This is a genomic window from Thalassotalea sp. 273M-4 (genome assembly GCF_041410465.1).
GTDB classification, from domain to species: Bacteria; Pseudomonadota; Gammaproteobacteria; order Enterobacterales; family Alteromonadaceae; genus Thalassotalea_A; species Thalassotalea_A aquiviva.
Genome location: NZ_CP166961.1, coordinates 2273101 through 2289095, shown reverse-complemented (window position 1 = coordinate 2289095; position 15995 = coordinate 2273101). Strand labels below are relative to the sequence as shown.

General features: G+C 42.1%; 5 protein-coding genes. 3 read left to right on the top strand and 2 right to left on the bottom strand.

What is annotated here, in order from left to right; all coding sequences use genetic code 11:
* Window positions 1–11: 11 nt before the first annotated feature.
* Entirely contained in the window at window positions 12–4301 is a 4290-nt protein-coding gene (locus tag ACAY00_RS10305) for an alpha-1,6-glucosidase domain-containing protein (RefSeq protein ID WP_371373114.1), read from the top strand.
* A gap of 164 nt (window positions 4302–4465) precedes the next feature.
* On the opposite strand, the gene hhe is transcribed toward ACAY00_RS10305, so the two are convergent.
* Window positions 4466–10051 carry a DUF4011 domain-containing anti-phage protein Hhe gene (hhe, locus tag ACAY00_RS10300; RefSeq protein ID WP_371373112.1) on the bottom strand — a complete coding sequence of 1862 codons (5586 nt, stop codon included), beginning with the start codon at window positions 10049–10051 and terminating at the stop codon, window positions 4466–4468.
* A gap of 909 nt (window positions 10052–10960) precedes the next feature.
* Here hhe and ACAY00_RS10295 point away from each other — a divergent pair.
* Window positions 10961–13402 carry a TonB-dependent receptor gene (locus ACAY00_RS10295; RefSeq protein WP_371373110.1) on the top strand — a complete coding sequence of 814 codons (2442 nt, stop codon included), beginning with the start codon at window positions 10961–10963 and terminating at the stop codon, window positions 13400–13402.
* Window positions 13403–13519: 117 nt separating this feature from the next.
* Entirely contained in the window at window positions 13520–15094 is a 1575-nt protein-coding gene (locus ACAY00_RS10290; protein WP_371373108.1) for a sulfotransferase, read from the top strand.
* A 56-nt stretch (window positions 15095–15150) separates the two neighbouring features.
* Here the strand turns inward: ACAY00_RS10290 and ACAY00_RS10285 are convergent, their stop codons facing one another.
* On the bottom strand, window positions 15151–15867 hold the full coding sequence (locus tag ACAY00_RS10285; RefSeq protein ID WP_371373106.1) for a ZIP family metal transporter: 717 nt from the start codon (window positions 15865–15867) through the stop codon (window positions 15151–15153).
* Window positions 15868–15995 lie beyond the last annotated feature (128 nt).

Here is a 15995-nt window from a genome sequence, read left to right as displayed (position 1 = left end):
GAATAATAATAATGAAAACGACAACAACCTTAGCGAATTTGCTAATTGTCGCTTTAATGTCACTATTTCTTACTGCTTGTGGCGGTAGTAGTGATATTAAATCGGGGGAAACCCTTTTAACCTGTGATGTGCCTTTAGTACCTGATGCTACCGGCACATCTTGTGTGGCGCCAGAGCCCATCCAATGTCCACCTCCTACAGTGCCTGATGCACTCAATGAAAGCTGTGTGGTTGGGGTTGACCCAAATGCGCCAGCGCCAGTGTATTTTCCAGCTGACAATGAAGCTGTGCTTTATTTTAATCTTGGCACCGATAATCCAGATGATTATGTCGGCTATCGCTTGCATACTTGGAATACCGACCAATGTGATGCCTATGCACCGCCCCACGATGAGTCAGATTGGGCGAACGGTCATCAATACGCAGGTATTGACCCAACCTACGGTGCTTATTACATCTTAAACATGAAAGAAGACTACACCGAGTGTGGTAACTTTATTGTGCATATTGGTACCGATGATGCGGGTAAAGCCCTTGGCAGTGGCGATTTTCAAATGCCATTACGTCAAGACGATCCAACCTATGCTCGGATGAACTTTACGTTTAATGGTGAGCCGTCGGTATTTGAATACCCGGTTGTCTCGTTAGGTAAGCAACCTGTTAAAGCCGCCGATTTTGCCGCGCACTGGATTGATGGCAATACCTTGGTGTGGAACTCAGATGCCGATATTGCCAGCGTAAAACTTCATTACTCAGCTAGCGCGGGTATTGAAGCCGATGAAAACGATATGTTTAACGGCACTACCTTAGAATTGGTGGCGGTTGATTTAACCGACGAGCAAAAAGTGATTGCGCCTCGCGTAAGTGAATGGCCAGCTTATCAAGGCGACTGGAGCATGGATGATGCCAAAGCGGTGTTAAAAAGCCAGTTAGTCTTAGTGGGTTATAACAGTGAAGGCGAAACCGTTGCGGCCAGTTTCGTACAAGCAGATAAAGTATTAGATCACTTGTACACCTCAGGCGATATGGACGCTGATGAAGCAAGCCTAGGGTTAAGCTACAACAACGGGATGATTGATGTCGCACTTTGGGCCCCAACCGCGCAGAATGTGGTTCTAAAAGTATACGATGCTGACAAAGTTGAAACGGGCAGTTTCGCTATGAGCGAAGATACCATGACCGGTATTTGGCACTACAGCGCTGATGCCAGCATGGACCGAGCGTTTTATCAATTTGAAGTAACGGTATACCACCCGCAAAACCAAATGGTTGAAACTTTGCTGGTGACCGACCCTTATTCGGTCAGCTTGTCTACCAATGGCATGTACTCGCAATTTGTTAACTTAGAAGATGCCGACTTATACCCAGATGGCTGGGTGGAACATGCGGTACCAACAGTTGTTGACCCTGAAGATGCGGTAATTTACGAAGCGCATATTCGTGATTTTAGTGCAATGGATGCAACGGTTTCAGAGCAAAATCGCGGTAAATACCTCGCATTTTCTGAAAAAGACAGTGCGCCGGTTATGCATTTACAGAAACTGGCAACTAGCGGTCTTACCCATATGCACATCTTGCCAGCGAATGACATTGCCTCAATTAATGAAGATCCTGAGTCGATTGTTGATTTAACCGATACGGTTGGCGATCTTTGTGCGGTGAGATCTAACGCTGAGGTGTGTGGGGTTGAAGATGCTGACGCTACCTTACAATCTGTACTTGAAAGTTATAGCCCATACAGCAATGACGCTGCCAACTTAATCAATGTACTTCGCGAAGTGGATAGCTTTAACTGGGGTTATGATCCGAAACACTTTAATGTACCAGACGGTATTTATGCATCAAATGCCGACGGTGTTGCCCGCATTAAAGAAATGCGCACCATGGTGCAATCATTACATGAAGTTGGCTTACGCGTGGTACTAGATGTGGTGTATAACCACACCAATTCAGCCGGTCTTTGGGATAACTCGGTATTCGATAAAATTGTTCCGGGTTACTATCACAGCCGTGATTTAATTTCGGGGGCTGTTGTGCAGTCGACTTGTTGTAACGATACCGCGCTTGAACATCGAATGATGGACAAATTTATGGTGGACTCGTTACTTATGTGGACCGAGCAGTATAAATACGACGGTTTCCGTTTTGACATTATGAGTCATGGCTCTAAGCAGCAAATGCTCGCAGCGCGTGATGCGGTTCGTGCCATTGACGAAGATAACTACTTCTATGGTGAAGGCTGGACACGTGACGACAGAGGTTTTGAGCAAGCCAATCAATTTAATATGGCTGGTACTGAAATATCCACCTTTAACGATCGTCTACGTGAAGGTATTCGCACCGGTGAAATATTCTCTAATAAAGATTACGAAGACGGTCCGTACATCAAACAAGACATCGTTAAACTAGGGATGGCCGGTTCACTTGCCGATTATGTGCTAAAAAGCTTTACCGGCGTAGATGCAACGGGCAGTGCCTACAACCCAGGTATGTACGCTAAAGATCCTGCTGATGTGATCAACTATGTGTCAAAGCACGACAATGAATCACTTTGGGATCAATTGCAGTTTGTGTTGCCATTTAGCATGAGTATGGATGAGCGTGTACGCGCACAAAACGTGTCTCAATCTATCGTTCTCTTATCGCAAGGCGTACCATTTTTACAAATGGGTGGTGACTTCCTGCGCTCGAAATCATTAGACCGAAATACCTATGATGCCGGCGATTGGTACAACAAAGTAGATTTTAGCTTTAGCAGTAACAACTTTAATGTGGGTTTGCCATTAGATAAAGGTGGTCGCAGTGACGATACTTTAGTGTCGCTCGCATCTAACCCTATGGCCCACGTTGGCATTAATGAAATCAGCTTTGCCAGTAAGGTATTTAATGAATTCTTACAAATTCGTCAATCGAGCAAACTGTTTCGTTTAACCAGTGCTGACGACATTATCAAACGTGTTGGATTTCATAATATTGGTAAGCGTCAAACCCAAGGTTTGATTGTGATGAGCATTGATGACGGTATTGGTTTAAACGATATTGACCCTATGCATGATGCCATTGTTGTGGTGGTTAATACCAGCAACATGGATCATTCTCACACAGTGGCAACAGCATCAGATTTTACCTTGCATAGTGTTCAACAAGCCTCTGTTGATGGGGTGGTCGCAAGTGCAAGCTATACCGAAGGCGATGGTGAAGGCACTTTCCATGTGCCAGCATTAAGCACCGCGGTGTTTGTTAAAGCCCAAGGTGAGCAACAAGGTGAAGGCTTATCGGCCTTTGCAACGGCTGGCGCGCCTGATGTTGTACCTTACGGTGATACTAGGGTACTCATTCGAGGGGATATGAATGGCTGGGGCGAAACGGATGCGATGACGTATCAAGGCGATGGTGTTTACTCGGTTGTGCTCAATCTCGCACCTGGTAACTACTACTTTAAAGTGGCATCGGCTGATTGGGCAACCGTTAACCTAGGTGCACCAAGTGCAGATCCTGTGATCATTAACAGCAATCTGGTCTTAGTGCCTGGCAGTAACGATAACTTGATGATTGAAATTACTGAAGAGACTCGTTATACCTTCTCAATTGATGCATCCATTTCAGATGCGCCAGTGTTAACGGTGAGCTATGAAGAACCATTTTACGGTACTACTGTGCTGCTTCGGGGTGATATGAATGGTTGGGGTGAGTCTAACCCATTCACTTACATTGGGGATGGTAAATATTCATTAACCACCACCATTGAAGCAGGAACTAAGTTCTTTAAAGTGGCATCGGCTGATTGGTCTACGGTTAACATGGGGGCACCATCTGATGATACCGAAGTCCTTGCAGGCGAGGAGCAATTGCTCGTACCAGGTTCAAACGACAATTTGTTTATGGACTTTGTTGGCGGCGAATATACCTTTATCTTCGACGCTTCAAATCAACAAGAGCCAGTATTAAGTGTATACAGTGCCAAAATGTTTGGTGAAACCACAGTATACGTGAAAGGCGAAATGAACGGATGGTCTGAAAATGATGCAATGACCTACGTGGGCAACAGCACCTATACCTTAACTTTAAGCTTAGAAGCGCAGAGTTATCAGTTTAAAGTGGCTTCACAAGACTGGTCAACGGTTAACCTTGGGGCCGTTGCTGCTGAAGATGCCGAAGTGTTTCTTAATACCTCTGAGGCATTGGTTCAAGACTCGCAAACTAATTTCATGATTGAAATTAGCGAAGCAGGCGACTACTTGTTTACCGTAACAGGACCTGATCCGCTTAACTCAACCTTAACGGTTACCAAAGTGATGTAACATATTTTGGCAGTATCTGCTTAAATGCAAACGCCCTATTTATATAGGGCGTTTTTTTTAGGTTTGATACGTTCTTTTAAGGCAAGTTTGGCTTTTTATTACCCTTAGCAGAGGTTGGTCGTTTTACTGGCTTGGCTGTTGTCGGTTTAACTTTCGCGTTTCATTTACTTTTCACTTGTATTTTCAGCTTTGCTTTCAGTTTCAATTTCAGTTTCCGTTTCGCTTATCAGAGTGAAAACCAAAGGCAGGTATTTATGATGCTCTGGCGCTGTAGCAATGCGCAAATACTCAGGCAGGCGCTCAAAGTAATCGCTCTCATTGTTAGGGGTAAATTCACATAATGCTTCAATCATTGCAGGGCGTAATAGACGATTCGCTTTAGCGATATTGTCAGGGTGGGTTTTTATTAGGTACTGCTCTAGCGCGACAAGTTTGTCGTGTAATGAGTAGGATGCCTCGCTTATTGTTTTTAAAACCTCCATTTGTTGTTGCTCGTTTTGTAATACCTCTTCTATTTGCGCTTTTTCATTGTTATTTGTTTTGTTTACTGTTTTGCATAATTTGGCGCTTATTTCGCTATCAAGTTTTTTTAGTGTTTCGATAATGGGCAGAATTTGCGCTTCTGGGTTTTTATACCAGTCAGGGCTCCAAATTCTCATTAAATGCCAGCCTAACCGCTTTGGCGCTGCAGGGAGTAATCTATCTCTGTCTCTGGCTGATTTTGCATCAAAATACGCTTTACCATCGGATTCTATGCCCATTAAAAAATGACCTGGGGATTGTGTTGCTTGCACCGCAATGTTTATAAAATAGCCCGCAACGCCAACATTGGTTGTGGTGTTAAATCCGGCATTGTTTAATGCTTTATTAACCGCAAAAGCAAAGTCGTTACTGTCGGCTTCTGTATTTATCGGGCGTTTATTCAGTTGTCCGCTTTGGGCAAACTGTAAAAATTGTTGCAAAGCACGCACCCCATGGCTTGACGAGTCTTTTATTTTTATATGGTTTGGGGTCATCGAACTAAAGGCATGCATGCGTTTTTTAGAACGGGTAAATAGTACATTTAAACGGCGCCAACCAGTACTTGAATTAATTGGCCCAAAGCGTTGCGCCATTGTCGTTTCGCCCGCTTTGTCAGGCCCATAAGTAAACGATATATAAATGACATCGCGCTCATCACCTTGTACGTTTTCTAAGTTTTTTATAAATAATGGTTCATCGCTTTGCTCGTTTACCGCGATTGCTTTGGCAAAATCATCATCGCTTTTGGTCAATGCCTCTACGGCATTTTCAATTTGCTCTTGTTGTTTCACACTCATGGCGACAACCCCGAGTGACTCGTCACTGTGGTTTAGTAAATGGTTTCGAACCGCTTGCGCGATAACCTTGGCTTCTTCGCTATTTTTTTGCTTGATAAAGCGACCATTTTGAATGTAGGTAAATTTAACCCCAAATTCATCACTATGGCTGGCAGGAGAGGGGAACACCACAAGGTTGTCGTCATAAAATTGCTGATTAGAAAACGCGATTAAGCTTTCATGGCGAGAACGATAATGCCAGCGCAGGCGCCGAGCGTGAAAGATAGGTAAAGACACATCAAGAATACTTTCTGAGAGCTCTATGGCGCTAAGGTCATCATCGTCGTTATCAATTGCTCGGTCAAAAAAGCTTGTTGGCGGCAGCTGTTTAGGATCGCCAACCACAACAAGTTGCTTACCTCTAGCAATGGTGCCTAACGCATCTTCGGGTTTTATTTGTGAGGCTTCATCCATAACAATGATGTCAAATTCAATATCGCCAGGGCGTAAATATTTAGCGACCGAATGAGGCCCCATCATAAAGCAAGGTTTTAACGCTAACAAAGACTGACTGGCGCGTTTTAATAATTGTCGAATCGGCACGTGCCGCGTTTTTTTATTTATTTCGTGATTAATTAAGCCCATCTCGGTGTAATCACCGACTTTACCGCTAGCAATACCTGCTTGGGTTGCTCTTATGCCATTTTCGGCAACTTGGTAGGCAATTTTTTGTTGCTGTAACGGCTTTAGCTGGTCATCGATGTCGCTAAACTGCTTTATTATGGCGTTATGTTCGGCGCCTGAAAACTGTGCTAATGCTGGTATGTTGCGCATGATTTCAACCGCGAGGCTGTCGTAAATACTGTATTTATATAAGCTGGTTAAATCTTTCAGTTCACACTCACCTTGCTCAAAAGCCTTAAGCAAGTTATGAAGACCAAGTTCATCAAGGCGACCTTTTAGGCGTAAAAAATCAAGCCAAGGGCCAAGCCAACGCGAATATGCTAAGGCGCGTTGATTTCGCTTTAAAAGTTTCGTTAAATCGCGATCAGACTCTAACCAAAAACTGGCGTTTAATTTAACCGCATCGCTAAAAAGCTTTTGCTGCTCTAGATGATGTTGGTGGGCTTGGGAAATGCTTTGCTGGTTACTTATTAAATCTTCAAGTGCTTTCATGCTGATATTTTGTAAAACATAGTCACGCACTTCTAAGGTATGTAAAGCCATAATGTGACGATACAGCTTAAGTGTTTTGCTTATATCGGCTAATTGCGTTTGACAATCTTGTTGAGGTGATAAAACTACCGTGTCAGCAAATATTTCGCCAACAATCGTTTGGTTAATCAGAGTTTGCTCTTGTGCATGAAGGTGTTCAAGGCGCTGAACGAGCGAATGTAATTTTGCTAAAGAGAGTTTATCGGCTGAGTTAGCTGAGCTATCAGAGTTCTTAGCGAGATTTGAGTGAGCTAAATCTGCTTGGCAAGCAAAGCGGATGGTCGATAACTGCTCAGTTAATGTGTTCGCCGTGGTGATTATGTCTGTATGGGTTAAACCCTCTTGTATCTGATTTAACTTATTGGTATTAATATATTTTTCAAGCTCTTGCCAAGTTGAAAAAAGCTCAGTCATAAGGGCGGTGGTACTGGTGTTAATAACATGTTTCATGCCTTTTAAGATATGGCTGTCTAAGCTAAAAAGTGATTTAGCCAAGGCAATATCTCTACCAAAGCCGATGCCAAATGCCAAGCGCACTTTTTTATACCACGCCCTCATGGTCATAATGTCATTAATGGGGGTATTGAGCCCTTGGTACTCGTGTTGTAACAGTGTCGACCAACGCTCTTTTTCATTAATGGCTTCAACTTCGCTCTGATAACGTAATAATGACTGAAGGTGCGAACAAAGTTCTTTAAATGACCTATTATCGTCTTTTGCTAAAGATAATATACACGCTCTCGCATTTCGCCATTTACGACTAAACCAGCAAAAAAAATTCGCATTGCTAATTATGCTTTCGATACGACTAAGTTCCTTGGTTGATGGTAAATCATCAAGGGTGAAAACATTCGTTAATTGCTGTTTTAAATGGTTAAGTTTTTCAAAGTTATCAAAAAGGTTGGGCAAGTCATTATCTAGTTGGTCATTGTCAAACAAGGCGTGGCGACGTGTTATTAAGCGATTATCAAGATCACTAATTAAATCGAAGTAGCGATTAAGAGGATGTAAGTCGGCTAAGGTTTGCGTTTTATAGTGAGTAAGTGCCGGCTCTTGCTGAGCTAAAACACTTATATCTTTTGCCACTTGCTCTGCAAGTTTTGGCAATTGTTGTAAAGAATTAATGCTCATTACGCATTGCGGTAACTTAACCGATGTTTGCAAATATTGGCTCAGCGTATCAACGGCTTGCTTTAACTCATGTCGCAAACTCTGGTTTTGCAAAACATTAATGTTAAAGGTTTGTTTTAACTGATTAAACTCAGCTTGGTAGTGCTCAAAATCCTCAATATGGGTTTGTAAAACTTCGGCTTTTGTTGGTGTTAAATTGGCCAGGGCCTTGGTATTGGTATTGCTATCGCTTCCTATAGTCGATTTTATGAGCTTTAAGCTGTCGAAGTCGGCGAGTAATTGACTCGTTGCTTTATCACTCATAATGGCGCTGTTAGCACTTGAATTTTGGTAGCCAAGTCCTTGCTGAAACTGCTTTAGAGTTATCAGCAGTTGATTAATGGCCCTAGACCAATGGGTTAATAAAGTATGTATGCGCTCACAATCAGCCAGTTGTAATTCACTATTGGTTACCCCGTACCAAGGGTGTTCGTTCAGCTGTGCTTGCTCGCCTAATTGTTTGGTTAACTGTAACTGAACATCAATAAAACGATCTAACGCATCAGCTGTCTGCCTTATTGATGTTTGGGTAATATTAAAGCTTGGACTGTTGGTAGCCTTGATGTTTTTTACATCAAAGTGTGAAAATTGCAGGCGATATCGTGTTGCGGTTGTTAAAATTTGGCCAATGGTTTTTTCGGTGTTTTGCCACATTTGATTAATGAGCGTCGCATATTGGTTAAGCTGACGCTTTTGTTTTTCGTACAGTTGAATGTTTAGGTCGATGTGGTCGGGGTACTGATAACGACTTTGCGCTTGTATGCGCTTGGCAATATTTTTATATACCTGTTTTTTGTGGGTTTTGTGACTGTGTAGTTCAAGGCAAAAATCGCCTAACCCCGCTTTACTTAAACGCTTTTTAACCACTTGCAGTGCCGCCATTTTTTCAGCGACAAACAACACTTTTTTGCCCCGAGCCATAGCGGCGGCAATTAAGTTGGTGATCGATTGCGACTTGCCCGTCCCTGGTGGCCCTTCAATCACCAAATTCTTCCCTTGTAATGCATCAATCAAAGCACTGTGCTGCGAGCTGTCGGCATCATAAATTAACGGGTATTGCTGGTGTATGTTGTCAATATCATCCAACAAATGTTCGCTTGCAAAACCATGCATGGGTGGGGCGTCTATTTGCTTACCAAAAAACGATTGCACAATAGAGTGGTGCAAAATATTGGCCTGAGTTTGAGGCCAGCGTTCAGGGTCAAGGTCTAAGTACATTAACAGTTTACTAAAATCGAACATACCAAGGGTGCAATAACCTTTGAGTTGCCAGTTGGCTTTATGGGGTAAAAGCTGTTCTTCAATGTACTGCCAGTAATCCTGTGGCAATAAGTCATCCTCTAGTTCAGGTAGTGGTAAGTTAAAATCATGCTTAAGTTTTTCTCGAAGGGATAGGTTGGCAATAAGATCTTCGCCGGTGTACTCAATGGTGTAGTTATAAACGCCAAGTGTTTTGTTTAAAGATGCTTTTTCTATTTTTACCGGTAGTAAATACAAGGGAGCAAGCTTTGCTTTACTGTTGGCTTCTTGTTCAAACCACTGCAAAAAACCAAAAGCTATGTACAAAATATTGGCGCCAGTTTCTTCGATAGCTGAATTCGCTTTAGCGCGAATTCGCCTTAACTGACCTTCTAAGGCGTTGGCGAACAGTAATGACGGTATGTTTTTATCATGATCTAGTACAGGCTGAGTACCGCTGTTTTTTGTTGCGTGCTTGGCTAAATCAAATTCACTATTAAGACCTTTTATATCGGCCCATTCTTTGACCGTTGGTGCCGGTTTTAAAATACGCTCTTGGCCATCTTCATCAACCTCAATATAGCCATATGTAATAAGTTCATCTTTGCTAGGCTCGGGTATGGCACGAAAGGAGAAGGTGTCTCCTTCGAGTAATTGCTTTGCTAATTGATTGGGGTTTGCGTCAATCAAGCGAATGTAACCACTTCGGCCATGGCGAAAGTTAAGCAAACGATTACGGCCTGTTAAATCCAGCAAACGATTGCGAATTGCTTGTAATGAGTCAAAAGCAAAATGTTCATTTTGAGAGTTTGGGGGGGCGTGGCTCATATACGCTTGCCTCTATTAGAGTCGACTAGGCTTGTTTACACAAAAAAGAGTGCTTACATACAGTGTATAAGATGATGCTAAATTCGCGTATGAGGTTGTTAAAAGTCGCTCGGTGTAAAGAGTATTTAGCCAACTACAACACACGTTATATAACCATTAGCTATGCTAAAAAATTGAAAGGCTATTAATTGTTTTACCGTACTAACAACACTAACAATAGAAGTGGTTTTAACACAAATAGCGTAGTTTAGCTTTTGGTTATTAAGTTTTTCAGCTGCTTAAATGAGCCGTAAATTAGCCGAATATTGGCTAAATATAGAAAATGGTTATTTTGCATTTGTATTCATCTTTAGATATTTGATACAAAGCTGATCTAAAGGGTTATTTTCAAATAAATGCAAAATATGAATAGATAAATATGCAAAAAAGTCGAATTTCTACTACCTAGATCAATAAAAGCTGTGATATGCTCCGCGTTCATTAGTGAGTTGGCTAATAAATTTACTAATGTTTGGGGTGTTATGTAGTCACTTTTGCTCTCATATCAAACCGCCAGGATGTGTTTTATGGCGATTAATCGAATATTTATTCATTACTGGTTCTTTATTAGAGCCACTGCCATCTAGCGATAAAAATGACTTAAATAGGTATCATCAAACCTCTTTGTTTGGGCGTTTAATCGTCTAATGATAAGAGCATGGCTATATAGCCAAATCTTGGTATGTCGAAAGAATCGCACACGCTTCCTGTCGTTTTACTCCCTGAAAAAATGTTTGTTTAGCCCAAACCGGTTAGGCAAGGCTAAGGTGTTGCTTTTATTAGAGCAAAATTAATAGCCCAAAAATAAATTAATCATAATAAAAATCAGCTTGTTAATAGACACTATATAAATTTTGGAGATGTAGACTTATGACGGAAAATAAATCGCCGTTATTTCGTAAAACTGCTTTAAGTATGGCACTAAGCAGTGTGTTAGCCGCGCCAACTGTCGCTGTTGCCAATGAGAACACTGAACAATCGGTCGCTGGTATTGAGCGCATCGAGGTTAGTGCATCTCGACGAACGTCTACGATTCAAGAAGCACCTATGAATATATCGGCCTTAGATGCTGATGTGATGAAAAATCAAAACATTAGCGCCGTTGAAGATGTTGCACGTTGGGTGCCTGGTTTAACCATTGCCGACCAAGGTGGCCGTGAAGGTGCATCAATTATCGTGCGCGGGCTAAATACCAATACATCCGATCGTATTGCCGATGGCGGTACGGTAGCCACCTATGTTGGTGAAGTACCAATGACCGTGGATTTTCGTTTAACCGATGTTGAACGTGTTGAAGTGTTAATTGGCCCGCAAGGTACTTTATACGGTTCGGGGACGTTAGGTGGAGCGGTTCGTTATTTGTTAAATAAACCCGAACTCGATTTTAGCGAAGCGAACATCAGCGGTGATACATTCTCAATAAAGCAAAGTGACAGCTTTGGTGGTGAAGTAGGGGCGATTGTTAATACCCCAATTATTGATAATGAACTAGCGCTTCGAATTAACGTGAATCAATTTGATGCCCCAGGTTATGTTGACTATCGCTTTGCGGTTTGTCAGCCGGGTGTCTCTTTACCGGATCCTAATTGGCAAGACAGCGCTCAGGTTGACGAAAATATTTGTGGCAAAAAGGATGTTAACGACGAGCAAATTACCACCTCGCGTGTTGCGCTTCGTTGGAATCCGAATGAGTGGTTTGATGCTACCTTAAGTTATTTTTATCAAAAACAACACAATGGTGGTAACTCCATTGTTCAATATAATGCTATGGCGGCAGAAAACCCGCTTGGTGCGTACATTGGTGAATACGATTCAGCGTACCGCGTTGAAGAGCCAAATAAAAAGGTGGACGAATTACTCAGCTTAGAAATGGAGCTCGATTTGGGCTTTGCCGAGCTAGTGTCAGCAACGGGACTAACGGATCATGAACAAGCAGGGCAGCGCGATCAAAGTGATTTGTTGTTTGGTTCAATATGGAGTGGTTATGCAGATTTCCCTGCTTTTACCGCCTATACCTCAGATACGGGTGAGCATAAATCATTTACCCAAGAGCTACGTTTGGTATCACAAATGGACTCTAAGCTGTCATGGATTGCTGGTTTTTACTACAACAAGTTAGATGCCAGTTCGGATGATCGTGAGTATACCCCTGGATTAACCGATGATTGGTTTGATGGCGTCTATGAGAACATTGAGTACGACTTAGAATACATTGCCTTAAACGAGCAAAAATTGGCAGAGTCAGCGTTATTTGGTGAGCTTTCATATCAATTAACTGATAACTGGCAAATTACAGCGGGCGCACGTTTTTATGAGTATGAAGTCGAGTCTTTGTCGGGGAACTGGGCACCATTTTGGAATGGTGAAATAGGCTCGGTAAGTGATATTAAATTACAAGCTTCAAGTGCAAAAGACGATGGTCAATTGCTTAAAGTAAACACCAGTTATCAGTTTAATGATGATGTAATGGCGTATATTACGGTAAGTGAAGGCTACCGCATTGGCGGGTCAAATGGTATCGCGCCTTGTGCTGAAGACGGCTCGATTCAGGTTTGTGCCTTACCCAATGAAATGGATTATCAGCCTGACTTAACCACCAATTACGAGCTGGGCGTTAAAAGCTCATGGTTTAATAACCGTTTGCACTTAAACGCCGCCGTATTTAATGTTGACTGGGACAAAGCACAAATTCAAACTACGACTCAAAACGGCCAAGAACTTATTACCTCAAACGTTGGCTCAGCTAACTCTAAGGGGATCGAGTTAGCTGTTCGTGGAGTATTAACCAATAGCATCACCGCCTATGCGACGTATGGTTATGCAAAAGCCCAATTAACTTCAGATGTACCTTATTTGTTTGGTCAATATAATGACGTTAGTACCGAAGTGCAAAGTTACTACAACGGGGCTGATGGTGACCGTTTACCAGGGGCACCAGAGCAACAATTCTCTATGGGGGTTGATTATGAAACCGAAGTGTTGGGCAATAAGTTATTAAATGTCTATTATGGCTTAACCGCGCAAAGTGATGTGGTAACAAAAGTCGGACAAAAAGCTGACGGTGAAATTTTACCTGGCTATGCTCTTAGCAATATATCGGCAAAATTGTCAGACGGCTTATGGTCTGTAACCTTGTATGTTGACAACGTCTTTGACAAGTACGCATTCACTTCGACGCGACGTGACAAGTCGTGGGCAGGCATGGGCCAATATATTAATAAAGAGTTGCCCGAAATTGAACGAGTTTATGGCCACTATATTACCAAGCCTCGTACCCTAGGTGTTCGCTTTAATTACATCTTTGATCTTTAATTTTAGTTAGCACCTCTATAAGGCACCTTTAATATAAGGTGCCTTATTTTTATGGTAAATTTAACCACACAACGAAATTCGATTTTAAGATGACAAGGTTTAAACGTATAAGTGGCAATGACCAGTATTGAACAACTATTAGTAGAAGCGCAGCAGGCTCTACAAAAGAAATCTTATCAACAAGCCCATCATTGTTTACTGCGTATTTTGCAGCAAGATAGGCACAACGCTGATGCTTATTATCTGCTTTCAATCATTGCTTTTGAACATCACAATAAAACCAAAGCCCTAGAACTGATAAAACGTGCTCAAGCCATTAAACCGCAAGCAAAGTATGGCGTATTAGCGGCAAAGCTATGCCTATTAAATCATGATCATGTCAATGCAAAACAATACGCAGAACAAGCCGGTGAACTTTCGCGATTAAATAATCTTCCTAAATTATCGGGGCCAGAGTGGGATGACTTAGGGGTTATTTACAGTCAAATAGGGTGCCATCAACAGGCTCTTTGTTGTTTTCAAAATGCGGCTAAAGTGTTTGAAGAACATAAAAACACCCCATCATCGTTATACGAACATTTGGCTTCGGCATATAAATATTGTGGCGATTTTCAAGCCGCAAAAACGTGTTATGAAAAATTGTTGGCCGTTAATGAGACAGCCTATGCTGGTCATTGGGCATTGGCAGCACTTGCTCCAGATGCGGGGGCGTCGATAGCTAGCTTAACTGAAAAGTTAGCAACAATAGAAAATATCGATGACCAACTTTATGTGGCGCATGCATTGTCGCGTAAACTTGAATATCAGGGAGATTACGATCAGGCTTTGGCCGTTTTACACGCGCCCAAGCAACGAAAAAAAGCCGAATTAGCTTACCATGTTGATAACGATTTAGCGTTGTTTCAAGCCCTCGAGAAAGTTACTAAGGCGCTTAAATCATCGGCCGTTAGCGAACCTGGTTCGGTGACCAGTGTTGAGCCAATTTTTGTTGTGGGCATGCCCCGAACGGGGACCACCTTGGTCGAACGTTTATTATCTCAAGCACCCCAGGTCATGTCTGCAGGCGAAATGGCGCACTTTTCTGTGGCATTTAAGCAATTATCAACCAGTCAATCAGGTGCATTGCTCGATACGGAGACCGTACATTCGGCTAAGTCAATTGATTGGCCAACCTTAGGGCATACCTATTTAGCGAAAACTCGCGCCATTACCGGTGATAGTAAGCGTTTTATTGATAAAATGCCCATCAATTTTCTCTACATAGGCTTTATTTTACAAGCCTTGCCAAATGCTAAAATTATTTGTTTAGACCGAAATTATCAAGATACGGTTGTGAGTAACTATCGCCAACTGTTTGCCAGTGACTTTGCGTATTATCGTTACAGTTATGATTTAACCGACTGTGCGCGCTATTGTCAGGGCTATTATCAGTTGCTCGATTTCTTTGAGCACACTTTTCCCGAAAACGTCTATCGCCTTAAGTATGAAGCCCTTGTTAATAACCCTATAGCGCAAGGGCAGGCGTTATTTGAATTTATTGATGAGCCTTGGCAAAGCGAATTTTTAGACTTAAGTACGAACCAAGCCCCTGTTGCAACAGCAAGCAGCACACAGGTAAGAACGAGCATTAACAACACGTCCGTAGGGGCATGGAAAAACTACCAAAACACCTTGTCTAAGGTACTTAAATAAATAACAAAGAAGAGCGTAATCTGGCGCTTCTTTTTCGGTTTTGTTGTTTTTTTAATTTATGCCACTGTCAGCATATAACCCACAATGCCAAGCATAAAGCCAAACACCGCACCGATAGGGGGGAGCCAACGTTGTCTCATCGGGACCTGCGGCGCAATGTCTTGAAATACCGAATATAAAATTCCGCCGGCAGCAAACAACATGATTTCTGCAATAATTTCAGGGTAATGAACTAACCAAATATAACCTGCGATGCCTGATAAGGGGCCAAGTAGGGAGAGTAAGATAAATAGTGTAATGATTTTCTTATGACTGAAACGACTGGTTTTTCTTAACTCATCAGAGGCGGCGAACCCTTCTGGAATATTTTGTAAAAACACCAAAAAGGCGAGTAATAAGGCGCTTTCTTTGTTAATTGAATAGGTTGCACCTAGCGCAATTGATTCGGGGATAAAGTCGGTTAACATCGCAAGCAGTAAACTGGCAGAGGTTTTTATTTTACTCATATAAATATCGATGAGCATAAAAAAATAGCCACCTAAGACAAAACACAAGGTACTTTTAAAGATATCGAGTCTTTCGATGCCTTCGGGTACTAAAACCAACGCCACCGCAGCCAGTAAAGCACCGCCACCAAAAGCGATAACCGCATGGCGATATTCGTTTTCTAACCAAGATTTTTTAAAAAGTTTTACGCTGGCTAAACATGCACCAAGTGGCATTGCAAGGCCGGAAATTAAGGTGAGAATTAAAATAGCGGTAATAGGTGTCATAAACCTAATTGAAAATTATGACTGTCTCCAATTAGTCTATACGCCATTAATAACAATGCAACGTTAGCAATAAGCGTTCTGTGTGATGACAAAGAAAATGGGTATAAAGATGCCAGAGAAAAAATCCT

Excerpts from the sequence above, each read along its gene's own strand:
- ACAY00_RS10305 (WP_371373114.1), top strand. The coding sequence starts at position 12 with ATGAAAACGACAACAACCTTAGCGAATTTGCTAATTGTCGCTTTAATG.
- hhe (WP_371373112.1), bottom strand. The coding sequence starts at position 10,051 with ATGAGCCACGCCCCCCCAAACTCTCAAAATGAACATTTTGCTTTTGAC.
- ACAY00_RS10295 (WP_371373110.1), top strand. The coding sequence starts at position 10,961 with ATGACGGAAAATAAATCGCCGTTATTTCGTAAAACTGCTTTAAGTATG.
- ACAY00_RS10290 (WP_371373108.1), top strand. The coding sequence starts at position 13,520 with ATGACCAGTATTGAACAACTATTAGTAGAAGCGCAGCAGGCTCTACAA.
- ACAY00_RS10285 (WP_371373106.1), bottom strand. The coding sequence starts at position 15,867 with ATGACACCTATTACCGCTATTTTAATTCTCACCTTAATTTCCGGCCTT.